The organism is Pseudomonas sp. Irchel 3F6 (genome assembly GCF_900187595.1).
In the GTDB taxonomy this organism is placed as follows: domain Bacteria; phylum Pseudomonadota; class Gammaproteobacteria; order Pseudomonadales; family Pseudomonadaceae; genus Aquipseudomonas; species Aquipseudomonas siliginis.
On record NZ_FYDP01000004.1, the window covers coordinates 511,415 to 537,624 of the forward strand.

A 26,210-nucleotide genomic window follows, 5' to 3' on the forward strand; every position below is an offset into this window, starting at 1 on the left:
CCTGCTCGCGAAAGCGGTCTGCCAGCCAACTTCTATGTCGGATGTGCCGGCCTCTTCGCGAGCAGGCTCGCTCCCACAGGGGATCTGCGGCGTTTCGAAGAGGTCATTTCCAGCCATGTCGTAAACGCACCTTTGCGTGGCGTCCGCAGGCATTTGAGCTGTCTGTGCCGGTCATACCATCGCATCAAAGGGCACTGCCATCATTGCCAGTGCCTTACCGAGACGAATGGCGCACAGATGCCGCTGGGAGAGACGCGATGTTCAGCAAGCAAGACCAGATCCAGGGTTACGACGATGCACTGCTGGCGGCGATGAATGCCGAGGAGCAACGTCAGGAAGATCACATCGAGCTGATCGCGTCGGAGAACTACACCAGCAAGCGCGTCATGCAGGCGCAAGGCAGCGGCCTGACCAACAAATACGCCGAAGGCTATCCGGGCAAGCGCTACTACGGCGGCTGCGAGCATGTGGATAAAGTCGAAGCGCTGGCCATCGAACGCGCCAAGCAACTGTTCGGTGCCGACTATGCCAACGTCCAGCCGCACTCCGGCTCCTCGGCCAACAGCGCCGTGTACCTGGCGCTGATCCAGCCGGGTGACACCATCCTCGGCATGAGCCTGGCCCACGGCGGTCACCTGACCCACGGCGCGAAAGTGTCGTCCTCGGGCAAGCTCTACAACGCCGTGCAGTACGGCATCAACACCGACACCGGGCTGATCGACTACGACGAAGTCGAGCGTCTGGCGGTCGAGTGCAAACCGAAAATGATCGTTGCCGGTTTCTCGGCTTACTCGAAGACTCTGGACTTCCCGCGCTTCCGTCAGATCGCCGACAAGGTCGGTGCGCTGCTGTTCGTCGACATGGCTCACGTCGCCGGTCTGGTCGCTGCCGGCCTGTACCCGAACCCGCTGCCGTACGCCGATGTGGTCACCACCACCACGCACAAGACCCTGCGCGGTCCGCGTGGCGGGCTGATCCTGGCCAAGTCCAACGAAGAGATCGAGAAGAAGCTCAACGCCGCCGTGTTCCCCGGTGCCCAGGGCGGTCCGCTGATGCACGTCATCGCCGGTAAGGCGGTGTGCTTCAAGGAAGCGCTGGAGCCTGGCTTCAAGGCCTATCAGCAACAAGTGATCGACAACGCCCAGGCGATGGCCAGCGTGTTCATCAAGCGTGGCTACGATGTTGTGTCCGGCGGTACCGACAACCACTTGTTCCTGGTCAGCCTGATCCGTCAGGGCCTGACCGGCAAGGACGCCGATGCCGCGCTGGGCCGTGCGCACATCACGGTGAACAAGAACGCCGTGCCGAACGACCCGCAGTCGCCGTTCGTGACCTCGGGCCTGCGCATCGGCACCCCGGCGGTGACCACGCGCGGCTTCAAGGTCAGCCAGTGCGAAACCCTCGCCGGCTGGATCTGCGACATCCTCGACAACCTCGGCGACGCCGATGTCGAGGCCAATGTCGCCCAGCAGGTCTCGGCCCTGTGCGCAGACTTCCCGGTTTATCGCTGAGTCGGTTTTGGAGTAATGACTATGCAACGCTATTCCGGCTTCGGCCTGTTCAAACACTCGCTCAGCCACCACGAAAACTGGCAGCGCATGTGGCGCACCCCCACCCCGAAAAAAGTCTACGACGTGGTCATCGTCGGCGGCGGCGGGCACGGCCTGGCGACGGCCTACTATCTGGCCAAGGAGCACGGCATCACCAATGTCGCCGTGGTCGAGAAAGGCTGGCTGGGCGGCGGTAACACCGCGCGCAACACCACCATCGTGCGTTCCAACTACCTGTGGGACGAGTCGGCGCACCTCTACGAACACGCGATGAAATTGTGGGAAGGCCTGTCGCAGGATCTCAACTACAACGTGATGTTCTCCCAGCGTGGCGTCTACAACCTGTGCCACACCCTGCAGGACATCCGTGATTCCGAGCGTCGGGTCAGCGCCAACCGCCTCAACGGCGTCGACGGCGAATTGCTCGACGCCAAGCAGGTTGCGGACGAGATTCCGTACCTGGACTGCTCGAAAAACACCCGCTACCCGATCATGGGCGCGACCGTGCAGCGTCGCGGCGGCGTCGCCCGTCACGATGCCGTGGCCTGGGGCTTCGCCCGTGCCGCCGATGCCTTGGGCGTGGACCTGATCCAGCAGACCGAAGTGATCGGTTTCCGCAAGGAAAATGGCGTGTGCATCGGCGTTGAAACCAACAAGGGGTTCATCGGCGCCAAGCGCGTCGGCGTGGTGACGGCCGGTAACTCCGGGCACATGGCCAAGCTTGCCGGTTTCCGCCTGCCGATCGAATCCCACCCGCTGCAAGCGCTGGTGTCCGAACCGATCAAGCCGATTATCGACAGCGTGATCATGTCCAACGCCGTGCACGGTTACATCAGCCAGTCCGACAAGGGCGACCTGGTGATCGGCGCCGGTATCGACGGCTACAACGGCTACGGCCAGCGTGGTTCGTACCCGGTGATCGAACACACCATCCAGGCCATCGTCGAGATGTTCCCGGTGCTCTCGCGGGTACGCATGAACCGTCAGTGGGGCGGCATCGTCGACACCACTCCGGACGCCTGCCCGATCATCTCGAAAACGCCGGTACCAAACATGTTCTTCAACTGCGGTTGGGGCACCGGTGGCTTCAAGGCCACACCCGGCTCGGGCAACGTGTTTGCCGCGAGTCTGGCCAAGGGTGAAATGCACCCATTGGCTGCACCTTTCTCCATCGACCGTTTCCACAACGGTGCGTTGATCGATGAACACGGCGCTGCTGCGGTTGCCCACTAACAGGAGAAATCCCCATGTTGCATATCTTCTGTCCTCACTGCGGCGAACTGCGCTCCGAAGAGGAATTCCATGCATCCGGTCAGGCGCACATCCCGCGTCCGCTGGATCCCAACGCCTGCACCGATGAAGAGTGGGGCGACTACATGTTCTTCCGCGATAACCCGCGCGGTCTGCACCATGAGTTGTGGGACCACGTTGCCGGTTGCCGCCAGTACTTCAACGTCACTCGCGATACCGTGACCTACGAGATTCTCGAGAGCTACAAGATCGGCGAGAAGCCGCAATTCACCGACAAGGCTGGCACTGCGAAAACAGCCACGACGGCGCTGGGAGAGAAGGTATGAGCCAGACCAATCGCCTGTCCAACGGTGGACGGATCGACCGCAACAAAGTGCTGAGCTTCACCTTCAACGGCCAGACCTACAAAGGCTATGAAGGCGACTCGCTGGCCGCCGCACTGATTGCCAACGGCGTCGATATCATCGGCCGCAGCTTCAAGTATTCGCGCCCTCGCGGCATCTTCGCGGCTGGTTCCGAAGAGCCGAACGCGGTGCTGCAGATCGGTGCTACCGAAGCCACGCAGATTCCCAACGTGCGCGCCACGCAACAGGCGTTGTATCAGGGCCTGGTCGCCACCAGCACCAATGGCTGGCCGAGCGTCAACAACGACATGATGGGGATTCTCGGCAAGGTCGGCGGCAAGCTGATGCCGCCGGGTTTCTACTACAAAACCTTCATGTACCCGCAATCGTTCTGGATGACTTACGAGAAGTACATCCGCAAGGCTGCCGGCCTCGGCCGTTCGCCGACCGAGAACGATCCGGACACCTACGACTACATGAATCAGCACTGCGACGTGCTGATCGTCGGTGCCGGCCCGGCCGGCCTCGCCGCCGCCCTGGCCGCTGCGCGCAGCGGTGCCCGCGTGATTCTGGCCGATGAGCAGGAAGAGTTCGGCGGCAGCCTGCTCGACTCGCGCGAAAGCCTCGACGGCAAACCGGCGATGGAATGGGTCGCCAGTGTCATCGCTGAATTGAAGAACACCCCGGACGTGCTGCTGTTGCCGCGCGCCACGGTCAACGGTTACCACGACCACAACTTCCTGACCATTCACGAACGCCTGACCGATCACCTCGGCGACCGCGCGCCGATCGGTCAGGTGCGGCAGCGCATCCACCGTGTCCGCGCCAAGCGCGTGGTGCTGGCGACCGGCGCCCACGAGCGTCCACTGGTCTACGGCAACAACGACGTGCCGGGCAACATGCTCGCTGGCGCGGTGTCGACTTACGTGCGTCGTTATGGCGTAGCGCCGGGCAAAAAACTGGTGCTGTCGACCAACAACGATCACGCCTATCGCGTCGCTCTGGATTGGCTCGATGCCAGTCTGCCAGTCGTCGCCATCGCCGACGCGCGCAGCAATCCGCGCGGTGCATTGGTCGAAGAAGCGCGCGCCAAAGGCATTCGCATCCTCACCGGCAGCGCCGTCATCGAAGTGCGTGGCAGCAAGCGTGTGACCGCTGCCCGCGTCGCCGCGATTGACGTAAAGGCCCACGCCGTGACCAGTCCGGGCGAATGGCTCGACTGCGACCTGGTGGCCAGCTCCGGTGGTTACAGCCCGGTGGTTCACTTGGCTTCGCACCTCGGTGGCAAACCGGTCTGGCGCGAAGACATTCTCGGTTTCGTACCGGGCGAAGCACCGCAGAAGCGCGTGTGCGTCGGTGGCATCAATGGCGTCTACGCGCTCGGCGATTCGCTGGCCGACGGTTTTGAAGGTGGCGTGCGCGCTGCTGCCGAAGCCGGTTTCCAGACCGTCGAAGGCGTGTTGCCGAAAGCCCTGAGCCGTCTCGAAGAGCCGACCCTTGCGCTGTTCCAGGTGCCGCACGAGAAGAACTCGGCGCGTGCACCGAAGCAATTCGTCGACTTCCAGAACGACGTCACTGCCGGTGGTATCGAATTGGCGACCCGTGAAGGATTCGAGTCGGTCGAGCACGTCAAACGCTACACCGCGCTGGGCTTCGGCACCGATCAGGGCAAGCTCGGCAACGTCAACGGTCTGGCCATTGCCGCCCGTTCGCTGAACGTGACCATCCCGCAGATGGGCACCACCATGTTCCGTCCGAACTACACGCCGGTGACCTTCGGCGCCGTGGCCGGTCGACACTGCGGGCACATCTTCGAACCGGTGCGCTACACCGCGCTGCATGCGTGGCATGTGAAGAACGGCGCCGAGTTTGAAGACGTCGGTCAGTGGAAGCGTCCCTGGTACTTCCCGAAAAACGGTGAAGACCTGCACGCGGCGGTCAAGCGCGAATGCAAAGCCGTGCGCGACAGCGTTGGCCTGCTCGATGCTTCGACCCTCGGCAAGATCGACATTCAAGGCCCGGATGCCCGCGAGTTTCTCAACCGCGTGTACACCAACGCCTGGACCAAGCTCGACGTGGGCAAGGCTCGCTACGGTTTGATGTGCAAGGAAGACGGCATGGTCTTCGACGACGGTGTGACGGCTTGCCTGGCCGACAACCATTTCGTCATGACCACCACCACCGGCGGCGCGGCTCGCGTGCTGCAATGGCTGGAGCTGTACCACCAGACCGAATGGCCGGATATGAAGGTGTACTTCACCTCCGTTACCGATCACTGGGCAACCATGACCCTGTCCGGGCCGAACAGCCGCAAGCTGCTCAGCGCCGTGACCGACATTGATCTGAGCAACGAAGCGTTCCCGTTCATGACCTGGAAAGAAGGTCTGGTCGGCGATGTGCCGGCGCGGGTGTTCCGTATTTCGTTCACTGGTGAGCTGTCGTACGAAGTCAACGTGCAGGCCGATTATGCGATGGGCGTGCTGGAGAAAATCGTCGAGGCCGGCAAGCAGTACAACCTGACGCCGTACGGCACCGAAACCATGCACGTGCTGCGGGCCGAGAAGGGCTTCATCATCGTCGGCCAGGACACCGACGGCTCGATGACCCCGGACGACCTGAACATGGGCTGGTGTGTCGGTCGCACCAAACCGTTCTCGTGGATCGGCCAGCGTGGCATGAACCGCGAAGATTGCGTCAAGGATCAGCGCAAACAACTGGTGGGCCTCAAGCCGATCGATCCGACCAAATGGCTGCCGGAAGGTGCACAACTGGTGTTCAACACCAAACAGGCGATCCCGATGACCATGGTCGGCCACGTGACTTCCAGCTACGCGCACAACTCCCTCGGTTATTCATTTGCCATGGGTGTGGTCAAGGGCGGTCTCAAGCGCATGGGCGAGCGGGTGTTCGCACCGCTGGCCGATGGCAGCGTGATCGAGGCGGAAATCGTTTCTTCGGTGTTCTTCGATCCGAAGGGTGATCGCCAGAACATCTGACAACCTCGGGAGCGGTGGGCGGGCGGCTATTCGCGAGCAGGCTCGCTCCCACATTCGATCGCGTTCCCCTGTGGGAGCGAGCCTGCTCGCGAAGGCGGCGGCACAGCAACCACAGGAACCAACAGAATTCAGAAGGTGCTTTATGACCACAGCCAATGTTTACCAGCAACGCCCGACCACCGGCGCCCGTGCCGAGTCGTCGCTGCACCATGCCGACCTCGCCAGCCTGGTCGGCAAGGGCCGCAAGAACGCCGGCGTGATCGTGCGGGAAAAGAAACTCCTCGGCCACCTGACCATTCGTGGCGATGGCCACGATGCCGCATTCGCGGCCGGTGTGCACAAGGCGCTTGACATTGAATTGCCCGGTGCGCTGAGCGTGATCGTCAAAGGCGAAACCAGCCTGCAGTGGATGGGCCCGGACGAGTGGCTGCTGATCGTGCCAAGCGGTGAAGAATTCGCCGCCGAGCAGAAACTGCGCGAAGCGCTGGGCGATCTGCACATTGCCATCGTCAACGTCAGCGGCGGCCAGCAGATCCTCGAACTGAGCGGGCCGAACGTGCGCCAGGTGCTGATGAAGTCGACCAGCTATGACGTGCACCCGAACAATTTCCCGGTCGGTAAAGCGGTCGGCACGGTGTTCGCCAAGTCGCAGCTGATGATTCGCCACACGGCCGAAGACACCTGGGAACTGCTGATCCGTCGCAGCTTCTCGGATTACTGGTGGTTGTGGTTGCAGGATGCTTCGGCCGAGTACGGGCTGAGCGTTCAGGCCTGAAGATCAAAAGCCACCCCCTCACCCCAGCCCTCTCCCCCTGAGGGGGAGAGGGGGAAAGGGAGCAGATTTGTGTGTTTTTCGAGCCTGAGTTCGACGGGATATTTCAGGTCGGCGTAATACGAGAAAACAACTCGGTCAGTCCCCTCTCCCTCTGGGAGAGGGCTAGGGTGAGGGAAAAACCTGACACCCCGCACAACGAACAGGAGTCACCGCACCATGAGCCGCGCCCCAGACACATGGATTCTGACCGCCGACTGCCCCAGCGTCCTCGGCACGGTGGACGCGGTCACGCGTTTTCTGTTCGAGCAGGGCTGTTACGTCACCGAGCACCACTCGTTCGATGACCGCCTCTCGGGGCGCTTTTTCATCCGCGTGGAATTCCGTCAGCCCGACGGCTTCGACGAACAATCCTTCCGCGCAGGTTTGGCCGAGCGCGGGCAGGCGTTCGGCATGCTCTTTGAGCTGACCGCGCCGAACTACCGGCCGAAAGTGGTGATCATGGTCTCCAAGGCCGATCACTGCCTCAACGACTTGCTCTATCGCCAGCGCATCGGCCAGTTGTCGATGGACGTGGCGGCGGTGGTGTCCAACCATCCGGATCTCAAGCCGTTGGCCGACTGGCACCAGATTCCCTACTACCATTTCCCTCTCGACCCCAACGACAAACCGGCGCAGGAGCGTCAGGTCTGGCAGGTGATCGAAGAAGCCGGCGCCGAACTGGTGATCCTCGCCCGCTACATGCAGGTGCTATCGCCGGAGCTGTGCCGCAAGCTCGACGGCAAGGCGATCAACATTCATCACTCGCTGTTGCCGGGCTTCAAGGGCGCCAAGCCTTATCACCAGGCTTACAACAAGGGCGTGAAACTGGTGGGCGCGACGGCGCATTACATCAACAACGACCTCGATGAAGGGCCGATCATTGCCCAAGGCGTCGAGGCGGTGGATCACAGTCATTACCCCGAAGACCTGATTGCCAAAGGGCGGGATATCGAAGGCCTGACCTTGGCGCGGGCGGTTGGGTATCACATCGAAAGACGAGTTTTTTTGAACGCCAACAGAACCGTCGTTCTCTAGATCGCTTTCGCGAGCAGGCTCGCTCCCACAGGGTATGCATTCCAATGTGGGAGCGAGCCTGCTCGCGAAGGGGCCGTAACAAACAACGCAAGACCAACAAGCAATACCCGAGCACTCAACGCGCTGCCCAACCGGGGCAACGCAGTTCCATAAAAACAACAGCGAGGTGAAAGCATGTCTGGCAATCGTGGTGTGGTGTATCTCGGCGCTGGCAAGGTCGAAGTACAGAAAATCGACTACCCGAAAATGCAGGACCCGCGCGGTCGCAAGATCGAGCATGGGGTCATTCTCAAAGTGGTTTCCACCAACATCTGCGGCTCCGACCAGCATATGGTGCGCGGCCGGACCACGGCGCAGACCGGTCTGGTGCTGGGCCATGAGATCACCGGCGAGGTGATCGAAAAGGGCTCCGACGTCGAAAACCTGAAGATCGGCGATTTGGTCTCCGTTCCGTTCAACGTGGCTTGCGGGCGCTGCCGTTCCTGCAAAGAGCAACACACCGGCGTCTGCCTGACCGTCAACCCGGCCCGTGCCGGCGGCGCATACGGTTACGTCGACATGGGCGACTGGACCGGTGGCCAGGCTGAATACGTGCTAGTGCCGTACGCCGACTTCAACCTGCTGAAACTGCCGGATCGCGACAAGGCCATGGAGAAAATCCGCGACCTGACCTGCCTCTCCGACATCCTCCCGACCGGCTATCACGGCGCGGTTACTGCCGGCGTCGGTCCGGGCAGCAGCGTTTACATCGCCGGCGCCGGTCCGGTCGGCCTGGCCGCTGCCGCTTCCGCACGTTTGCTCGGTGCGGCGGTGGTGATTGTCGGCGACGTCAACACCATCCGCCTGGCCCACGCCAAGGCCCAGGGCTTTGAGGTCGTCGACCTGTCCAAAGACACCCCGCTGCACGAACAGATCGCCGCGCTGCTGGGCGAGCCGGAGGTCGACTGCGCAGTTGACTGCGTCGGTTTCGAAGCACGCGGCCACGGCCACGACGGCGTCAAGGCCGAAGCCCCGGCCACGGTGCTCAACTCACTGATGGGCGTGGTGCGCGTTGCCGGCAAGATCGGTATTCCCGGCCTGTACGTCACCGAAGATCCGGGCGCCGTCGACGCCGCGGCGAAAATGGGCAGCCTGAGCATCCGCTTCGGCCTGGGCTGGGCCAAATCCCACAGCTTTCACACCGGCCAGACTCCAGTGATGAAGTACAACCGCCAGTTGATGCAGGCGATCATGTGGGACCGCATCAACATTGCCGAAGTGGTCGGCGTGCAAGTGATCAGCCTCGATCAGGCGCCAGAAGGTTACGGCGAGTTCGATGCGGGCGTGCCGAAGAAGTTTGTGATTGATCCGCATAAGTTGTTCAGTGCGGCGTAAGTTCTACCCATGTAAGAAGGGCAGCCGATCGGGCTGCCCTTTTTTGTTCTGAACACGACCAGTTATTTAAAGGCGCATTTGCGGGCGTCACCATCCTTGGTTGCACACTCATCACCGTTCCAATTGCTACCGGTGGCTTGAACCGGAGTGTCGTTTCTGTAGCCAGCCGAGACGCCAAGGTCTGCCTCACCTTCGTATCGGCAGATGACAACTGAATTAGCAGTGTCTTTATCTTTAAGTCGGGCAGAAGTGAAGGTTACATCTTCGGCGCCTTGCGCATGAGTCACTGATATCGTTGGGCAGGTTGCAGCATAGGCAGTACTCATCATGGTCAGACCAAGCAGGGCGCCAGTGACAATTTTCAACTTCATCTTTTCGTACTCCGTTACGTAATTGGAGTGGAGATATTCACTTGCATCGTTATGACTGCCAACTGTCAGATCTGACAGTTGGTTAGTTCCAATCGAAATAAATAGTCGGGTTTTCAGTGTGAAGTCGAATAGTGAAGTGGCTATTCATCGATTGAACAATTCATTTAGGTGAGTGCGTAGAGAAGGGGATGCGCCGCGAGGAACATGCCGCCCAATACCCGGTCAAATCGGCAGTTTCGTCGCCGTTGTCCGGTGGCAGCTTTTACACAAGAGGATGTCTGAATGAAGATTTCACGCGGTTTTGCCCTGGCATCGCTCCTGACTCTGGCGGCCGGGCCGGTGTTTGCCGGGTTCAGTTTGAACGACGTGGCCGGTGCGGTAGCGGGGATGCAGGGTGGTGACAAGGCGGCCGCTGCAGCGCCGACTTCGGAGACCGCTGGTTTGTTGAGTGCGCTGAGTGCGCTGGACGTCACGCCGGAGCAGGCTGTTGGCGGTACCAGTGCGATGCTCGGGCTGGCGAAGAATCAGTTGAGCAGCACCGACTACTCGCAACTGGCCAAGGAAGTGCCGGGCATCGACAAACTGTCCGGTGGCAGCGGCAATCTGGCGGCGCTCGGGGCTTTGCTCGGTTCGTCCGGCAAGTCCGCAGGTCTTGAAAATGCGCTGGGCAATGTCAAAGACACTAACGACCTGAACAACGCGTTCAGCGCGCTGGGCATGGACAGCGGCATGATCGGCCAGTTTGCTCCGGTGTTGCTGCAATATCTCGGTCAGCAGGGCGTCGGTGGTTCGCTGTTGAGCAGCCTGGGCAGCATCTGGGGCACCGGCACCGGCACTTGAGTCAGCCGCGCTCGTTGCGCAGCTCGACGATGCGCTGATCCTTCTCGGTCCAGAGCTGGTTGACCCAGTTCTGGACGTGTTGGCGAAAGGCCGGATCCTTCTCGTAATCGCCCTGCCACAGCGTCGGGTCGAGTTCGCGGGTCCTGATGTCGATGATCACTCGCGGCACGTTGCCGCTGATCAGGTCCCAGAAGCCCGGGATTTTTTCCTGCGGATACACCACCGTCACATCGAGCATCGCGTCGAGCTGTTCGCCCATCGCCGCCAGCACGAACGCCACGCCGCCGGCCTTGGGTTTGAGCAGGTGGCTGAACGGTGATTCCTGCTGGGTGCTTTTAGCCAGGGTGTAGCGCGTGCCTTCCAGATAATTCACCACCGTCACCGGCTGGCGCTTGAACAGCTCGCACGCCGCTTTGGTGATTTCCAGATCCTTGCCTGCCAGCTCGGGGTTCTTTGCCAGAAAGGCTTTGGTGTAGCGCTTCATGAACGGGTAATCCAGCGCCCACCACGCCAAGCCGAGGAACGGCACCCAGATCAGCTCTTTCTTCAGGAAGAACTTGAAGAACGGCGTGCGTCGGTTGAGGGTCTGGATCAGTGCTGGAATGTCGACCCACGATTGATGGTTGCTGACCACCAGATAGGACGTGTCGCGGCGCAGATCGTCGCCGCCGCGAATGTCCCATTGCGTCGGGATGCACAGCCGGAAGATCAGCTTGTCGATCTCGGCCCAGGTCTCGGCAATCCACATCACCGCCCCCGATGCGTAATCCCGCCAGCGCCCGGGTGCGGCCAGTTTGAGCAGGGCAAACACCATCAATGGCCCGATCAGGACCAGGGTGTTGAGCAACAGCAGCAGGGTGACGAAACAGCCGGTGAGCAGGCGGCGCATAAGCAACTCTATGAAGTGGCAGGGGCGAGCCATGATAAGCAGCTTCGCGCGACAGGCCAAATCGGCGCTGACGAATGTTTCACTTTTCGCCGGGTATGCTTCGCTCAAGATTGGATCTGAATGCACTGGCCTCTTCGCGAGCAGGCTCGCTCCCACAGGGCAATGCATTTCAATGTGGGAGCGAGCCTGCTCGCGAAGGGGGCCGAGAAGCGAACGAATAACTTGGTGCGTGTCTAAAATCCCAGTTTGCCGCCCTCAATTTCCAAGGAAGCCCCTTACGTGAAATCCCTCCTTGCTCTGTTTGCTCTCGTGGCGCTGCCGGTCATGGCCGCCGAGCCGACGCTGTACGGTCGCTACGAATACATCGCGCTGCCGGAAATCGGTGGCGAAGTGCTCAAGGCCAAGATGGACACCGGCGCGCTGACCGCCTCGCTGTCGGCCAAGGACATCGAGACCTTCACCCGTGATGGCGACGACTGGGTGCGTTTTCGCCTCGCCACCAAGGACGCCAGCAACAAGGTTTTCGAGCACAAGGTCGCGCGGATCAGCAAGATCAAAAGCCGTTCCGACGAGGACGATGAAGAGCGCGACAGCAGCGATGTCGCCAAGCGCCCGGTGGTCGATCTGGAACTTTGCCTGGGCAACGTCAAGCGCACCGTCGAGGTCAACCTGACCGACCGCAGCCACTTCAACTATCCGCTGCTGATCGGCGCCAAGGCCTTGCGCGAGTTCGGCGCGGCGGTCAACCCGGCGCGGCGTTACACCGCCGACAAGCCTGACTGCTAAGTGGTCTGATTGACGTAACCCCGGGCTTGGGGCACCGTTCGCGCACTAACTGCCACGGGCTCGGACGCCATGCCGCACATCCTGATTGTCGAAGACGAAGCGGCAATAGCCGACACACTGATTTTTGCCTTGCAGGGCGAGGGGTTCAGCACCACGTGGCTGAACCTCGGCGCGGCGGCGCTGGAGCATCAGCGGCAGACGCCGGCCGACCTGATCATTCTCGATATCGGTTTGCCGGACATCAGCGGCTTCGAGACTTGCAAGCAACTGCGGCGCTTCACGGAAGTGCCGGTGCTGTTTCTCAGCGCCCGCGACGCCGAGATCGACCGCGTGGTGGGCCTGGAGATCGGTGCCGACGATTACGTGGTCAAGCCGTTCAGCCCGCGTGAAGTGGCGGCGCGGGTCAAAGCCATCCTCAAACGCATGGCGCCGCGCGCAACCCTGGAAGCAGGCTCAACGCTGTTTCGCATCGATGCCGAACGCGTGCAGATCAGCTATCGCGGCCAGCCGCTGAGCCTGACCCGCCATGAATTCCGCTTGTTGCAATGCCTGCTCGAACAACCTGAGCGGGTGTTCAGCCGCGAGCAATTGCTTGATGCGCTGGGCGTTGCCGCTGATGCCGGTTACGAGCGCAGCATCGACAGCCACATCAAAAGCCTGCGCGCCAAGTTGCGCCTGGTGCGCGCCGAGGCCGAGCCGATCCAGACCCATCGCGGCCTCGGTTACAGCTACAGCCCGGGACACAGCTGATGTCGCTGGGGCTGCGGATCTTTCTGGTGTACGTGCTGTTTGTCGGCCTGACCGGTTATTTCGTCCTCAACACGGTCATGGAAGAAATCCGCCCCGGCGTGCGTCAGTCCACCGAAGAGACGCTGGTGGACACTGCCAACCTGATGGCAGAAATCCTGCGCGACGATTTCAAGGCCGGCACCCTCAGCGAGAACCGCTGGCCGCAATTGCTCCGCGCCTATGGCGAGCGCCAACCGCAAGCGACCATCTGGGGCTTGCCGAAAAATCAGGTCAACCACCGCATCTACGTCACCGACGCCAAGGGCATCGTCGTGCTCGACTCCAGCGGCGTCGCGGTCGGCCAGGATTATTCGCGCTGGAACGACGTCTACCTGACCCTGCGTGGCGAGTACGGCGCGCGCTCCAGCCGCAGTGTTCCTGACGATCCGAGCTCGTCGGTGATGCACGTCGGTGCGCCGATCCGCGACAACGGCAGGATCATCGGCGTGGTCACCGTGGCCAAGCCCAACAGTTCGTTGCAACCCTACGTCGATCGCACCGAGCGGCGTTTGCTGTTTTACGGCGCCGGACTGATCGGCCTCGGTCTGCTGTTCGGCGCCTTGCTCTCATGGTGGCTCAGCCGCGCGCTGCACCGTTTGACCGGTTATGCCCAAGCGGTCAGCGAAGGCCGGCGCGTGGAAGTGCCGCATTATCGCGGCGGCGAACTGGAGCAACTGGCGACTGCGGTCGAGCAGATGCGCACGCAGCTCGAAGGCAAGGCCTACGTCGAGCGTTATGTGCACACCCTGACCCATGAATTGAAAAGTCCGCTGGCGGCGATCCGGGGTGCGGCGGAGTTGCTGCAAAGCGATATGCCACCCGTCCAGCGTTTGCGCTTTGTCAGCAACATCGACAGCGAAAGCGCGCGGATGCAGCAGTTGATCGAGCGCCTGCTCAACCTGGCGCAGGTCGAACAGCGCCAAGGGCTGGAAGAACGGGTGGCAGTACCGCTGGCGCTGTTGGTCGCAGAACTGCTCAAGGCGCAGGCCGCGCGGATCGAGGGCAAACAACTGCGCGTCGAGCAAGCGATCGGCGAGGATCTGCTGTTGATTGGCGAGCCGTTTCTGCTGCGCCAGGCGTTGGGCAATCTGCTGGAAAACGCCTTGGATTTCACCCCGGCGCAGGGCCTGCTGCGCTTGCGTGCCGAGCGGGTTGGCGAGCAGATCGAGTTCCGCCTGTTCAACCAGACCACGCCGATTCCCGATTACGCCTTGCCGCGCCTGACCGAACGCTTCTACTCGTTGCCGCGCCCGGACAGCGGACGCAAGAGCACCGGGCTGGGGCTGAACTTCGTTGAGGAGGTGGTCAAGCTGCATGGTGGGGTGATGCGCATTGGCAATGTCGAGGGCGGGGTTGAGGTGGTATTGCGCTTGCCGTGAGACCCAGTTGCTGCCTTCGCGAGCAGGCTCGCTCCCACAGGAGAATGCATTCTCCACACAATCTCCATATTCCCCCCACACTCCCACCACAGCGCATCAGCAGACTCCCCCCATCCAAACAGGGAGAGTCCCATGAACAAGAATCTGACCATCAAGCTCGGCGCGATTGCCTTGTTGATCCTGCTGTTGCTGATACCGCTGTTGATGATCGACGGCATCATCGACGAACGTCAGCAACTGCGCGACGGTGTGCTCGAAGACATCGCGCGCAGCTCCAGTTACAGCCAGCAGCTGACCGGGCCGGTGATGGTAGTGCCATATCGCAAGGTGGTGCGCACCTGGAAAACCAACGAGAAAACCAACAAGCGCTACGAGGAGATCGGCGAAGCGCGCGGGCGTCTGTACTTTCTGCCAGAGCGTTTTGAACTCGACGGCCAGGTGCAAACCGAACTACGCAAACGCGGCATTTACGAGGCGCGACTGTTCCACGCCGACAACCGCATCGATGGGCATTTTTCCCTGCCGGCGCAGTTGGGCATCAAAGAGAACTTTGCCGATTACCAATTCGACGCGCCGTTCCTGGCTGTGGGTATCAGCGATATTCGCGGCATCGAAAACGCGCTGAAACTCGAGCTCGGCGGCCAGCAACTGGACTTCGTGCCCGGCAGCGAAGTGGCCTGGATCGGCGAGGGTGTACACGTCACTCTGCCGGCGCTCGACGCCAGCAAAGCCACGCAACTGACCTTCGGTTTCGACCTGCGCCTGCAAGGCACCGGCTCGCTGCGAGTGGTGCCGGTGGGCAAGACCAGCAGCGTCAGCCTCGCCGCCAATTGGCCGCACCCCAGCTTCGTCGGCAACTTCCTCCCGGCCAAGCGCGAGATCAACGATCAGGGTTTCAGCGCCGACTGGCAGACCTCGTTTTTCTCCACCAACCTGCAAGAGGCAATGGAGCGCTGTGTCGCTGGCGACTGTGATGCACTCAACGGGCGCAGCTTCGGCGTGAGCTTCATTGATCCGGTGGATCAGTACCTGAAGAGCGACCGGGCGATCAAATACGCGCTGCTGTTTATCGTTCTGACATTCGCCGGTTTCTTCCTCTTCGAAGTGCTCAAGAGCCTGGCGGTGCACCCGGTGCAATATGCCCTGGTCGGTGTTGCGCTGGCGTTCTTTTACCTGCTGCTGTTGTCATTGTCGGAACACATCGGTTTTGCGCTGGCGTATCTGTTGTCGGCGAGTGGCTGCGTGTTGCTGATCGGCTTCTATGTCAGCCACGTCCTGCGCAGCGCGCGGCATGGCTTGAGCTTCTCGGCGGGGCTGGCGGCGCTGTATGGCTTGCTGTACGGCTTGCTCAGCGCCGAGGATTACGCGCTGTTGATGGGCTCGCTGATGTTGTTCGGTCTGCTCGGGGTGTTCATGGTGCTGACGCGCAAACTGGACTGGTACGGGATTGGTTTGAAGTCGGCCAGGCCGCTGGAGTTTGATGTGGAGGCGATGCAATGAGCGGGTTGAGGGCTGAGCGCAGGGAAGTGGCGGTTCTGCTGACGCTGATTGTTGCAGCGCTGCCGCCAGAACCGAGGTGGTGCCATCGCTGGCAAGCCAGCTCCCACAGGATATATGCCGACACACAGGTCAGCGGCCTGTCCCGATTCAATGTGGGAGCTGGCTTGCCAGCGATGGGGGCAGATCAGGCGCCGCAGAATCAGGGCTTGGGCATTGTCGCCACCATGGACGGTCGCTGACTCACTTCAAAATACCAGTTGGCCAGTTGCGGATTGGCTGCACGCCAGTCCATGTCCGGGAAACGCAGATCCAGGTAACCCAGTGCGCAGGCCACGCTGATCGCCGCGACATCGAAGTGGCTGGTCAGCTCGGCAATCGCTTCGTTCTCGAGCACGGCGAGGGCGCGGCGGATCTTGTCGCGCTGGGCGTCGAGCCATTCGTCCCAGTGTTTTTCCACCGGGCGCAGGACAGTTTCATAACGCACCATCACCGAGGCATCCATGATCCCGTCAGCCATCGACGCCAGGGTCAGGCGCCGCCAGCGCGCCGCACCTTCACGGGGGATCAGCGGATTGCCGACGTGCTGCTGATCGAGGTATTCGAGGATGACGCGGCTGTCATGGATGACATTGCCATCGGCCAGACGCAGGGCAGGGATCTTGCTCAGCGGGTTGTCGGCAATCAGCGCCGGGTTCGGGCTGACCGGGCTGAGCACGCAGTCCTGCAGCGCGACACGATCCTGCTGACCGGTTTCGTGCAGCAGCACCATGACTTTGCGGACAAAGGGCGACAGGGTGTTGTGGTACAGGGTCATGCTGGGGGCGGACATGGGCAAGGTCTCGATCAGGACAATGATCGGGCAGCATAGCCTGCTCGCGTCCGGCGCAGAACCCATGTGGGAGCGAGCCTGCTCGCGAAGGCGTCGTGACAGTCGACTTTGATGTTGAATGTCTGGGCGCTTTCGCGAGCAGGCTCGCTCCCACAAGGGATTCTCAGCGTCGCGGCAGTAAACCTCTTATCGCCAGAAATGCCGGCACGCCAAGCCCGACCCAGCTCAACGCATCCCAGATTCCATCCCCCAGCAACGCCGCAAACAGCCCCGCCGCACTGAGCAAGGCGATCACGATCGGTGTGCTGAAAACCTTCCAGAAACTCGACTGACGCGGCTTCATGCCGAGGCCTCCGCCGCTTCCAATACAGGCTTGGCCGCCTTGCGCCGCACCACCCACAAATACACACCACTGGCCAGCACGATGATCGTCAGCACATCCAGCGTCGCCCAGAGAATCTTCATCGGCATGCCGCCGTAGTCACCAAAGTGCAGCGGCTGCGACATGCCCATGGCGTCCATGTACCACGGCCGTTCGGCCACGGCGGTGACCTGCAAGGTCGTGGCGTCGATCAGCACCGGCGTCAGCAGGTGCGAGGTCAGGTGCGTGCCGCCCTTCATGAATACCGAGTAATGGTGCTCGCTGGAAAAACGGGTGCCGGGGAAGGCGATGAAATCCGGTTTCATCCCCGGTGCGACTTCCTCGGCGATGTCGAGCAGCCGCGTGGCCGGCGCCAGTTGAGTCAGCGGCGGCGCATCGCGATACGGCGCGATCAGCGTGGTCAGCGCGTCGTTGCGCCAGGCGGCGATGAGCAGGTCGGCGCAGGCGCTGATCACCCCGGTCACGCCCACCACCAGGCACCAGGTCAAAGTGACGACGCCGATCAGGTTGTGCAGATCGAGCCAGCGCAGTCTTGTCGACTTGTCCTGGCGCACGGTGCCAAATTTCAAGCGGCGCATGAATGGCAGGTACAGCACCGTGCCGGAGACGATCGCCACGACAAACAGCAGCCCCATGAACGCCAGCAGCAGCTTGCCCGGCAGCCCGGCGAACATGTCGACGTGCAGGCGCAGGATGAACAGCATCAAGCCACCGTTGGCCGAAGGGGTTTCCAGCGCTTCGCCAGTGCGCGCATCGAGCATGAAGGTGTGCGAAGAGTTCGGCTCGGTGTCGGCAGTCTTGGCCATAATCGCGAACGCCGCGTTCGGCTCTTCGTCGTCATAACCGAAGTACTGCATGACTTCGCCCGGGCGATGTTTCTGCGCGGCATCGACCAGTTGCTGCAGGTCGAGTTGCGGCGTGTCGGCCGGCATCTCGCGCAGTTCCGGGGCGTTGCCCAACGCGTGATCAATCTCGTGGCTGAAAATCAGCGGCAGACCGGTCAGCGCCAGCATCAGCAGAAACACCGTGCAGATCAGGCTGGTCCAGGTGTGGATGAACGACCAGCGGCGGATGGTTTTACTTTTCATTGCATGACCTTCAAAAACACCAAAGCCGTCCGGTACGGACGGCCTGGGAACAGGGCCTGTTTCAGCTCACTGGCTTACCACTTGTAAGTGGCGCTGGCGACGACACTGCGCTGGTCGCCGTAGTAGCAGTAGAAGCTGTCGCAGGTGGAAATGTAGTCCTTGTCGAACAGGTTGGTCGCATTCACCGCCAGCGACGCACCTTTGAGGCTGTTGTCCAGACGGCCGAGATCATAATGCACGCTGGCGTCGAACACGGTGTAGGCGTCAGCCTTGCCCAGCCAGGTGTTGGCCTTGTCGCCGTAGGTGTTGCCGGTGTAGCGCACGCCGGCACCAATGCCGAAACCGTCGAGCACGCCGGCGTGCCAGGTGTAGTCGGTCCACAGCGAGGCTTGTTGGTTGGGCATCAGTTGCAGACGATTGCCCTTGTCGATGCCTTTCTGCACTTCGGACTTGGCCAGGGTGTAGGCGGCGATGACTTTGAGGTTGTCAGTCACATCCGACACGGCCTCGAGTTCCAAGCCTTTGACCTTCACTTCGCCGGTCTGGCTGGTCACCGAAACGTTGTTGACGAAGGTGTTCACCGCGACGTTCTTCTGGGTCAGGTCATACACGGCGGCGGTCAGCAGGGTCTTGCTGCCCGGCGGCTGGTATTTGATGCCCAGTTCCCACTGCTTGCCTTCGGTTGGCTTGAGCGAGCCGGTCGAGGTGGCATCGGCGCCCGTGGTCGGCTGGAACGATTCGGCGTAGGACAGGTACGGCACGAAGCCGTTATCGAAGACGTAACTGAGCGCCGCGTTGCCGCTGAATTTCTTGTCACGCTGGGTGTTGGTGGTGTCGCTCTGGTTGATGAATTGGGTGCTGGTGTGCACCCAGTCTTCACGGCCGCCGAGGGTCAGGCGCCACTGATCGAGGGCCATTTGGTCCTGCACGTAGAGGCCGGTCTGGTAGGTCTTCTGGTTGTAGTCGTAAAACGCGGTGGAGCGTGCTGGACGTACGATCGGCTGGCCGTAGATCGGGTTGTTGACGTTGGTTTGCAGACCATCGCCAAAGATCGAGGTGTAGTTGGTGTTGCTGCGCTGGTGATCCAGACCCAGCAGCAAGGTATGGCGAATCTCACCCGTGGCGAAGTCGGCCTGGAAGTTGTTGTCCACGGCAAACTGGCTGATGTCTTCGTCGACGCTGGTGCTGGTGCGGCCGACGTTGCCCTCTGCATCCACGGTGGTGAACGGGTAGGAACCGGGTGTCAGCGACTGGAACGACAGGTCCGACTTGGTGTAGCGCAGGTTCTGTTTGAACTGCCAGACATCGTTCAACCGATGTTCGAAGGCATAACCCAACGCGTAGTAGGTGCGGTCGTAGTATTCCCAATCCGGATCGCCGAGATTTTTGTGATGGGAAATATCACCGAGCGGCGATTTGATTTTGGTGCCCTGAATGGGCAGAAACTGGCTGGTGATGCCGGTGTCGTCGCGGGTGAACTGGCTCAGCAGAGTGAGTTTGGTGTCGTCATCGATGTTCCAGGTCAGGCTCGGCGCGATGTTGTAGCGCTTGTTGTCGACGTGATCGACCTGGGTGCCGCTGTCGCGCACCACGCCGCTGAGGCCATAGAGAAACTGCCCGGCGTCATCGATCTTGCCGGTGCTGGCGAAGTTGATCTGGCGGTGGTTGTCGCTGCCGTATTGCAGCTGGATTTCGTTGCTGGCCTCGGCGCTCGGGCGGCGGCTGACCATGTCGAGCAAACCGCCCGGCGGGGTCTGGCCGTACACCGACGAGGCCGGGCCACGCAGCAGGGCGAGGCGGTCTAGGTTCCAGGTTTCCTGTTTCGGGTTGGCGTACACGCCTTTGGGCAGCGGCAGGCCATCAAGGAATTGGGTCGGCTCGAAACCGCGTACGCGCAGCCAGTCGGCACGGGTGTCGCTGCCGTAGCTGCTGGCGGTGATGCCCGGCATGTAGCGCACGGCGTCATCGAGGCTGTGCACGCTGCGGTCGTCCATTTGCTGGCGGGTCGCCACCGAAATCGAACGCGGTGCTTCGACCAGCGCAGTGTCGGTCTTGGTGCCAGCGGCGGTGCGGGTCGCGGTGTAGCCTTCGACCGGGCCCCAGGCGCTTTCGAAGTTTTCCACGCCGATGACCGAAGTTTCCGGCAGGGCCAGCGTGCCTTCAGGCACGGCCACCAAGGTGTAGGTGCCGGCGCTGCTCTGTTCCAGTTGCAGACCGGTACCGCGCAAAGCCGCGCGCAGGGCCCCGGCGGCGTCGTACTGGCCGTTAACCGGCGCCGAGGTTTTGCCGGCGGCCAGCGCAGGATTGAGCGACATGGCGAGGCCGCCCAGGCTGGCGATCTGGTTCAGGGTGGTCGACAGCGGCGCCGCCGGCAGGTTGTAGGCGCGCACGCTGGACGCTTGCTCAGCGGCGAGCAACGGGCTGCTGATCAGCGGCGTGCCGAAAGCGATGGCAAAAGCCAGCAGACTGGGGCGCAACAAGGTGTCTGGCGAACGGGACATACGGCGGCTCCTGAATGGAAATATTTCTCAATTGCCTGTGTGCCGGACGAGATTGGAAAAGTGATAGGGCTCGGTGGAAATTATTTTTTGCTGGAAAGGTTGTTGGGGCTGATGCCGTCATCGCGAGCAGGCTCGCTCCCACAGGTGATCGCATGCCAATGTGGGAGCGAGCCTGCTCGCGAAGGCGGTTTTCCTGCCGACGCATTACTCAGGCTTGATATCAGCCTTCGCCACGGTGACCCAATACGGCGTATGCCGCTCGATCTTCACTGGCAGAGTCGGCAGCAAAGCACTCAGCGCCTTGTCGGTATCGTGCAAAGGAAAGCTGCCGGTAATGCGCAGATCGGCCACTTCCGGCGCCACGCCCAGATGGCCACGACGATAGCGCCCCAGCTCGTGCACCAGATCGCCCAGCCGTGCGTTGTCCACCACCAGCATGCCGCGCGTCCAGGCATCGGCGCCGGGGGCGAGGGCGGCAATCGAGCCCAGCCCGTCACTGCGCAGCAACACCTGCTGGCCTTCGCGCAGAATCTGTTCTTGCGGGTTGGCCTGGGCATGGGCCGCGACCGCCGACTGCAACACGCTCAGGCGGGTGCCATCGTCCTCGCGCTTGACCAGAAACCGTGTGCCCAGCGCGCGCATGCTGCCTTCGCGGGTTTCGACGATAAACGGCCGCGCATCGCCATGGCCGGTCTCGACGAGGATTTCGCCTTCCTGCAGCACGATCAAGCGGCGCTCGTCATCGAAGCGTACGTCGACCGCGCTGTGGGTATTGAGGTTGAGCAGAGTGCCGTCGGACAGGCGCACGCTGCGCTGTTCACCGGTGGCGGTGCGCTGATCGGCGAGCCAGTAATCCGGCGGCAGATAGCGCTCGCTGACAAACAGCCCGAGCCCGATGATCACCACGACACTGGCCAGCCCGCTGCCGAGTTTGCGCACGCGGCGGCGAATGCCTTCGCGCGATTGCAGCAACGCACTTCGGGCCGGGCCTTTGGCGACACTGAAGCGCTGATCGAGCATGCCCAACTGACGCCACGCGCGGGCGTGTTCTTCATGGGCCGCGTGCCATTTGGCGAATTCCTCGCGTTCCAGCGCGGTGCTCGAGTCGAGGGTCAATTGCCAGGCAATCGCCGCGTCCAGCACATGCGCCGGCACCGGGCGCGAACTGGCCGCCGTCATGTCGGCTCACCGTACAGGGCGATGTAACACTGGCGCAGGCCTTGCGCCAGATACTGCCGCACGCGCGGCACTGACACGCCGAGTTTGCCGGCGATCTCGCCGTGGCTGAGGCCGTCGAGGCGGTTATACAGGAAGGCCGCGCGCGCCTTGGTCGACAGCTTGCCGAGCAGGCGATCGATGGCTTTGAGGTCGTCGAGGATCATTTGCTGTTCTTCAACCGACGGCTGCTCGTCTTCGGGGATCAGCATCAGTTCGGTGAGGTAGGCCTGTTCCAGCGCGGCGCGGCGGAAGTAGTCGAACAACAGGCCTTTGGCGATCGCCACCAGAAACGCCCGAGGTTCGCGCGGCGTCAGCAGCTGGTCGCGGTTGAGCAGGCGCACGAAGGTGTCCTGGCTCAGGTCCTCGGCACGCTGCGGACACGCCACATTGCGCCGCAACCACGCCAGCAGCCAACCGCGATGGTCGCGATACATCGCACCGACGAGCTCACTGTGGGGGTTGGGCACTGACGACACCGGACATCACCGATTGGGAAATGTTAACTAACGAGAATAGTTCGCGATTCTGGCAGAGGTGGGAATGGTTAGCAATTGGCCACTGGTCAGGTGATGAATCAAGGGCAGCCCCTCACCCTAGCCCTCTCCTGGAGGGAGAAGGGACTGATCGGGGGATATTCTGGAGGTACATCGACCTGAACGATTTTCAGCGATTCCTCAATCGACTCGGTCTTTCAGGTCGATATAAGGCTTCAGACACCACGATCGGCTCCCTCTCCCTCCGGGAGAGGGCTGGGGTGAGGGGCTTTTGATCTGAATGATTCTAAAAGGACGGCGCCTGCTGCCTGCGCTTCCACTGACTCAACCGCTGCTGCAGCTGCAACGGACTGTAAATCTGCTGCGCCCGCGCGCGGCTGAACAGGATCAACGCCAACTCCGCCGTGGCCAGCGCATCGGCACTGGCGTTATGCCGCTCGAACACTTCGAGCCGGAACCACTCGATCCACTCATCCAGCCCGGCCTCGCGAATCTGCGCCTGCGGACACAGAAACGGCGCGATATCTGCCACATCCAGAAACACATGCTGCAGCTTATGCCCCAGGTGTTCTTTCACTGCGCGCCCGAGCATGTGCTGATCGAACGGCGCATGAAACGCCAGCACCGGGCTGTCGCCAATAAATTCCAACAATTGCAGAAGTGCTTCGGCCGGGTCGCTGCCTGCGGCAATCGCATTCGGTCCCAAGCCATGAATCAGCACGCTGGGGCTGAGCTTCAATTCGCGGCATTGCAAGGTGCGCTCGAACTGCTGACTGAAATCGATCGCGCCGTCCTCGATCACCACCGCGCCGATCGACAGGACCCGATCCTTGCTCATATTCAGGCCGGTGGTTTCCAGGTCCAGCACCACCCAGCGCTGCTCACGCAGGCTGCATTCGCTCAGCTCGGCAAGCGCCGGCAGATTCGCCAGCCGCTGCTGTAGATCCGCCGACATTACGGGACTTGACGGGCGCAGCCAGGAAAACAGGCTCATAGCTGATACCGCAAGCTCAGGCTGCTCTGCAGGCGTTGCGCTTGGCGCAGGGATTCACGCAGGATGCGCCGGTCAAGGTGATTGAGGCTGTCGGGATCGACGCGGTTGGAGTACGGCTGGTTCTCCCGGGTCTGGAGCTGATGCTGCTGCATGCGCGTTTGCTGAATGAAGTGATAGGCCTCTTCATACGCCGCGCCGTCGAGCGGCTCGATGACTTGTTTATCGACCAATTGGCGGAAGCGTTCGAGGGTGTTGTTGGCGTCGATGCCGTTGGCCAGCGCCAGCAAGCGGGCGCCGTCCACGAACGGCGTAAGACCCTGAATTTTCAGATCCAGCGTGGCCTTCTCGCCGTTCTTGCGTGCCAGCACGAACTCACGGAAGCGCCCAACGGGAGGGCGATTGCGCAGGGCATTTTCGGCGAGCATGCGCTGGAACAGACGGTTGTCAGCGACTTGATCGAGAATGCCCCGGCGCAATTGCTCGCAGCCTTGCTCATCGCCCCAGACCACGCGCAGGTCGAAATAAATGCTCGAACCCAGCAGGTTCTCTGGCGTGGCTTCGCGGATGAACGCGGCAAAGCGCCGTGCCCATTCGGCCCGCGACAGACACAGCTCGGGATTGCCGGCCATGATGTTGCCCTTGCACAGAGTGAAACCGCACTGCGCCAGGCTCTGGTTGATCTGCTGGGCAATCGGCAGCAGCTTGCCGCGTATTTCTGCTGCGTGCGCGGCATCGCGCGCGTCGAAGAGAATGCCGTTGTCCTGATCGGTGTGCAGCGTCTGCTCGCGCCGGCCCTCGCTGCCGAAACACAGCCAACTGAACGGCACACCCGGGTCGCCCTTTTCCGCGAGGGTCAGTTCGATGACCCGGCACACCGTGTGATCGTTGAGCAGGGTGATGATGTGGGTGATTTGCGTCGACGACGCGCCGTGGGCGAGCATGCGTTCGACCAGTTGGCCGATCTCGCCGCGCAAGGTCACCAGTTGCTCGATCCGTTGCGCGCTGCGGATGGTCCGGGCCAGGTGCACCAGATCGACCCGTTGCAGGGAGAACAGATCACGCTCGGATACCACGCCGCACAGGCGTTGATCCTTGACCAGACAGACGTGAGCGATGTGCCGCTCGGTCATGGCGATCGCCGCATCGAAGGCGCTGTGATCCGGCGACAGATAAAACGGTGATCGAGTCATGTGCTGTTCGATGGCGTCGCTGAAATCGCCGACACCTTCGGCGACCACATGGCGCAAATCGCGCAGGGTGAAAATCCCCAGCGGCGCCTTGTGCTCATCCACCGCGACGATGCTGCCGACCTGTTGCTCGTGCATCAGCTTCACCGCTTCACGCAGTGGCGTATCGGCACTGCAAGTCACCGGATGGCGCATCGCAAGTTCACCGAGACGAGTGTTCAGCGAGTATTGGGTGCCGAGGGTTTCCACGGCTTTTTGTTGCACTTGCTGGTTGACTTGATCGAGCAGGCTGCTCACCCCACGCAAGGCGAAATCGCGGAAGGCGCTGGAAAGGGCGAACAGTTTGATGAACGCCAGTTTGTTCAGTTGCAGGCAAAAGGTGTCTTCGCCCGCCAGGTGTTCGGTGCGCGTAGCGCGCTCACCGAGCAGCGCGGCCAACGGAAAGCATTCGCCGGTGGTGATTTCGAAGGTGGTTTCGGTGCCGGGCTTGGTGATGTGCTGGCGTTCGCCGACCACCCGACCCTGTTTGACAATATAAAAGTGCTCCACCGGGCCGTCAGCCGGTTTGATGATGCTCTCGCCCTGGGCAAAAAAACGCAGCTGACATTGCTCCACCAGATAGGCGAGGTGGGCGTGTTCCATCTGATTGAAGGGCGGGAAGCGCTGGAGGAATTGCAGGGTGCCCTGAATGTTCTGCAACACTGCGGTTTTCCCTGCCTGGGTGAAGGCGTCCGCTTTGCTCATAACCATTACCGCAGTCTTTTTCGAATTGTTGTTGTCGGGTTGCCACCATGGTCGACCCCGGCGGGCAGGGTGCCCATTGGACGTAAGTCTAGGTTTTGCCACCATTGGCCGATTTTCGGAAATAACCTACGCAAAAGCTCGGAAAAGCTTGCGCTAGCCACTTGGAAAAAATTCCGACGAAGTGCACATTGAAGCGCTGTCCGGTGATGTCTGACGACTTGCCAGGGATTGTTTGAACATTTAGAGAGCGCCATGTCCGACCACGATATTTTGAGCGACGCCGAGCGAGAAGCGCTCAGCGCAGTGATGCTCGAACCTGATCTGCCGCCGCAGCGTGTCCTGATCGTCGACGACGACAAGGACGCCCGCGAGCTGTTGTCGGAGATACTCGCGCTAGACGGCATTCGCTGCATGACCGCAGCCAGCGGTGAAACCGCGCTGAAAATGCTTGAGGAAAAACCTTCGATCGGGCTGGTGATTACCGATCTGCGCATGGGCAATGTCGATGGCCTCGAGCTGATTCGCCTGGTGCGCGAATCGGAGCGGGCAGCGATGCCGATCATCATCGTCTCCGGCGATGCCGACGTGAAAGATGCGATCGAAGCGATGCACTTGAGCGTGGTGGATTTTCTGCTCAAGCCGATTGATACGGGGAAGTTGCTTGAGTTGGTGAAACACGAATTGGGCATCGAGCCCTAGAAGCCCCTCACCCTAACCCTCTCCCAGAGGGAGAGGGGACTGACCGCGGTGAATGTTGGAGGTACACCGACCTGAATTTCATGAGTCGAACTCAGGAATTGAAACTTCCCCAATCTGCTCCCTTTCCCCTCTACCCCTTGGGGGAGAGGGCTGGGG

The 26,210-nt window shown here is 61.5% G+C and carries 23 protein-coding genes; 13 read left to right on the forward strand and 10 right to left on the reverse strand.

What is annotated here, in order from left to right:
• The first annotated feature begins 257 nt into the window (after positions 1–257).
• The 7 genes from glyA (at position 258) to fdhA (ending at position 9,364) form a co-directional block, all read left to right on the forward strand.
• Positions 258–1,511: a serine hydroxymethyltransferase gene (glyA, locus tag CKW30_RS16870; protein ID WP_024014589.1), complete on the forward strand. Its 1,254-nt coding sequence runs from the start codon at positions 258–260 to the stop codon at positions 1,509–1,511.
• Between the two features lie 21 nt (positions 1,512–1,532).
• Entirely contained in the window at positions 1,533–2,783 is a 1,251-nt protein-coding gene (locus tag CKW30_RS16875; RefSeq protein ID WP_016772829.1) for a sarcosine oxidase subunit beta, read from the forward strand.
• A 14-nt stretch (positions 2,784–2,797) separates the two neighbouring features.
• A complete protein-coding gene (locus CKW30_RS16880) occupies positions 2,798–3,127 on the forward strand; it encodes a sarcosine oxidase subunit delta (RefSeq protein ID WP_016772830.1) in 330 nt (109 codons plus the stop codon).
• Positions 3,124–6,141, forward strand: coding sequence for a sarcosine oxidase subunit alpha (locus CKW30_RS16885; RefSeq protein WP_056786556.1), 3,018 nt, complete (start codon positions 3,124–3,126; stop codon positions 6,139–6,141). Before CKW30_RS16880 ends, CKW30_RS16885 begins: the two co-directional genes overlap by 4 nt.
• 142 nt (positions 6,142–6,283) lie before the next feature.
• Positions 6,284–6,916, forward strand: coding sequence for a sarcosine oxidase subunit gamma (locus tag CKW30_RS16890; protein ID WP_095181380.1), 633 nt, complete (start codon positions 6,284–6,286; stop codon positions 6,914–6,916).
• A gap of 216 nt (positions 6,917–7,132) precedes the next feature.
• Entirely contained in the window at positions 7,133–7,990 is an 858-nt protein-coding gene (gene purU / locus CKW30_RS16895) for a formyltetrahydrofolate deformylase (protein WP_039757644.1), read from the forward strand.
• 174 nt (positions 7,991–8,164) lie between these two features.
• A complete protein-coding gene (gene fdhA / locus CKW30_RS16900; RefSeq protein ID WP_016772834.1) occupies positions 8,165–9,364 on the forward strand; it encodes a formaldehyde dehydrogenase, glutathione-independent in 1,200 nt (399 codons plus the stop codon).
• Between the two features lie 62 nt (positions 9,365–9,426).
• On the opposite strand, the gene CKW30_RS16905 is transcribed toward fdhA, so the two are convergent.
• Positions 9,427–9,735 carry a hypothetical protein gene (locus tag CKW30_RS16905; RefSeq protein WP_056786558.1) on the reverse strand — a complete coding sequence of 103 codons (309 nt, stop codon included), beginning with the start codon at positions 9,733–9,735 and terminating at the stop codon, positions 9,427–9,429.
• Between the two features lie 282 nt (positions 9,736–10,017).
• On the opposite strand from CKW30_RS16905, the gene CKW30_RS16910 reads away from it, so the two are divergent.
• A complete protein-coding gene (locus CKW30_RS16910) occupies positions 10,018–10,575 on the forward strand; it encodes a DUF2780 domain-containing protein (protein ID WP_016772837.1) in 558 nt (185 codons plus the stop codon).
• A gap of 1 nt (position 10,576) precedes the next feature.
• On the opposite strand, the gene CKW30_RS16915 is transcribed toward CKW30_RS16910, so the two are convergent.
• Complete coding sequence (locus CKW30_RS16915; protein ID WP_095181381.1) at positions 10,577–11,464, reverse strand: acyltransferase; 888 nt, start codon at positions 11,462–11,464, stop codon at positions 10,577–10,579.
• A 279-nt stretch (positions 11,465–11,743) separates the two neighbouring features.
• Between CKW30_RS16915 and CKW30_RS16920 the strand changes: the two genes are divergently transcribed.
• The 4 genes from CKW30_RS16920 to creD all read left to right on the forward strand — a co-directional run bounded on the left by CKW30_RS16920 (position 11,744) and on the right by creD (position 15,918).
• A complete protein-coding gene (locus tag CKW30_RS16920; protein ID WP_041476742.1) occupies positions 11,744–12,250 on the forward strand; it encodes an ATP-dependent zinc protease in 507 nt (168 codons plus the stop codon).
• A 69-nt stretch (positions 12,251–12,319) separates the two neighbouring features.
• Positions 12,320–13,000, forward strand: coding sequence for a two-component system response regulator CreB (gene creB / locus CKW30_RS16925; protein WP_024014583.1), 681 nt, complete (start codon positions 12,320–12,322; stop codon positions 12,998–13,000).
• The gene (gene creC / locus CKW30_RS16930) at positions 13,000–14,418 is read left to right on the forward strand and encodes a two-component system sensor histidine kinase CreC (RefSeq protein ID WP_095181382.1); all 1,419 of its coding nucleotides are present in this window, start codon (positions 13,000–13,002) and stop codon (positions 14,416–14,418) included. The genes creB and creC overlap by 1 nt, the downstream gene beginning before the upstream one ends.
• Before the next feature lie 132 nt (positions 14,419–14,550).
• Positions 14,551–15,918, forward strand: coding sequence for a cell envelope integrity protein CreD (creD, locus tag CKW30_RS16935; protein ID WP_095181383.1), 1,368 nt, complete (start codon positions 14,551–14,553; stop codon positions 15,916–15,918).
• Between the two features lie 199 nt (positions 15,919–16,117).
• Here creD and CKW30_RS16945 read toward each other — a convergent pair whose 3' ends face one another.
• The 8 genes from CKW30_RS16945 to CKW30_RS16980 all read right to left on the reverse strand — a co-directional run bounded on the left by CKW30_RS16945 (position 16,118) and on the right by CKW30_RS16980 (position 25,355).
• On the reverse strand, positions 16,118–16,747 hold the full coding sequence (locus tag CKW30_RS16945) for a glutathione S-transferase (protein ID WP_095181385.1): 630 nt from the start codon (positions 16,745–16,747) through the stop codon (positions 16,118–16,120).
• Positions 16,748–16,910: 163 nt separating this feature from the next.
• The gene (locus CKW30_RS16950) at positions 16,911–17,090 is read right to left on the reverse strand and encodes a hypothetical protein (RefSeq protein ID WP_095181386.1); all 180 of its coding nucleotides are present in this window, start codon (positions 17,088–17,090) and stop codon (positions 16,911–16,913) included.
• A complete protein-coding gene (locus tag CKW30_RS16955; protein ID WP_095181387.1) occupies positions 17,087–18,217 on the reverse strand; it encodes a PepSY domain-containing protein in 1,131 nt (376 codons plus the stop codon). The genes CKW30_RS16950 and CKW30_RS16955 overlap by 4 nt, the downstream gene beginning before the upstream one ends.
• 74 nt (positions 18,218–18,291) lie before the next feature.
• Entirely contained in the window at positions 18,292–20,718 is a 2,427-nt protein-coding gene (locus CKW30_RS16960) for a TonB-dependent siderophore receptor (protein ID WP_095181388.1), read from the reverse strand.
• A 204-nt stretch (positions 20,719–20,922) separates the two neighbouring features.
• The gene (locus CKW30_RS16965; protein WP_095181389.1) at positions 20,923–21,897 is read right to left on the reverse strand and encodes a FecR domain-containing protein; all 975 of its coding nucleotides are present in this window, start codon (positions 21,895–21,897) and stop codon (positions 20,923–20,925) included.
• A complete protein-coding gene (locus CKW30_RS16970; RefSeq protein WP_236167915.1) occupies positions 21,894–22,370 on the reverse strand; it encodes an RNA polymerase sigma factor in 477 nt (158 codons plus the stop codon). The genes CKW30_RS16965 and CKW30_RS16970 overlap by 4 nt, the downstream gene beginning before the upstream one ends.
• A gap of 346 nt (positions 22,371–22,716) precedes the next feature.
• The gene (locus tag CKW30_RS16975) at positions 22,717–23,424 is read right to left on the reverse strand and encodes a PolC-type DNA polymerase III (RefSeq protein ID WP_095181390.1); all 708 of its coding nucleotides are present in this window, start codon (positions 23,422–23,424) and stop codon (positions 22,717–22,719) included.
• A complete protein-coding gene (locus CKW30_RS16980) occupies positions 23,421–25,355 on the reverse strand; it encodes a putative nucleotidyltransferase substrate binding domain-containing protein (RefSeq protein ID WP_305885242.1) in 1,935 nt (644 codons plus the stop codon). Before CKW30_RS16980 ends, CKW30_RS16975 begins: the two co-directional genes overlap by 4 nt.
• Positions 25,356–25,607: 252 nt before the next feature.
• Here CKW30_RS16980 and CKW30_RS16985 point away from each other — a divergent pair, with 252 nt between their 5' ends.
• A complete protein-coding gene (locus CKW30_RS16985) occupies positions 25,608–26,054 on the forward strand; it encodes a response regulator (protein WP_095181391.1) in 447 nt (148 codons plus the stop codon).
• Positions 26,055–26,210: the final 156 nt, after the last annotated feature.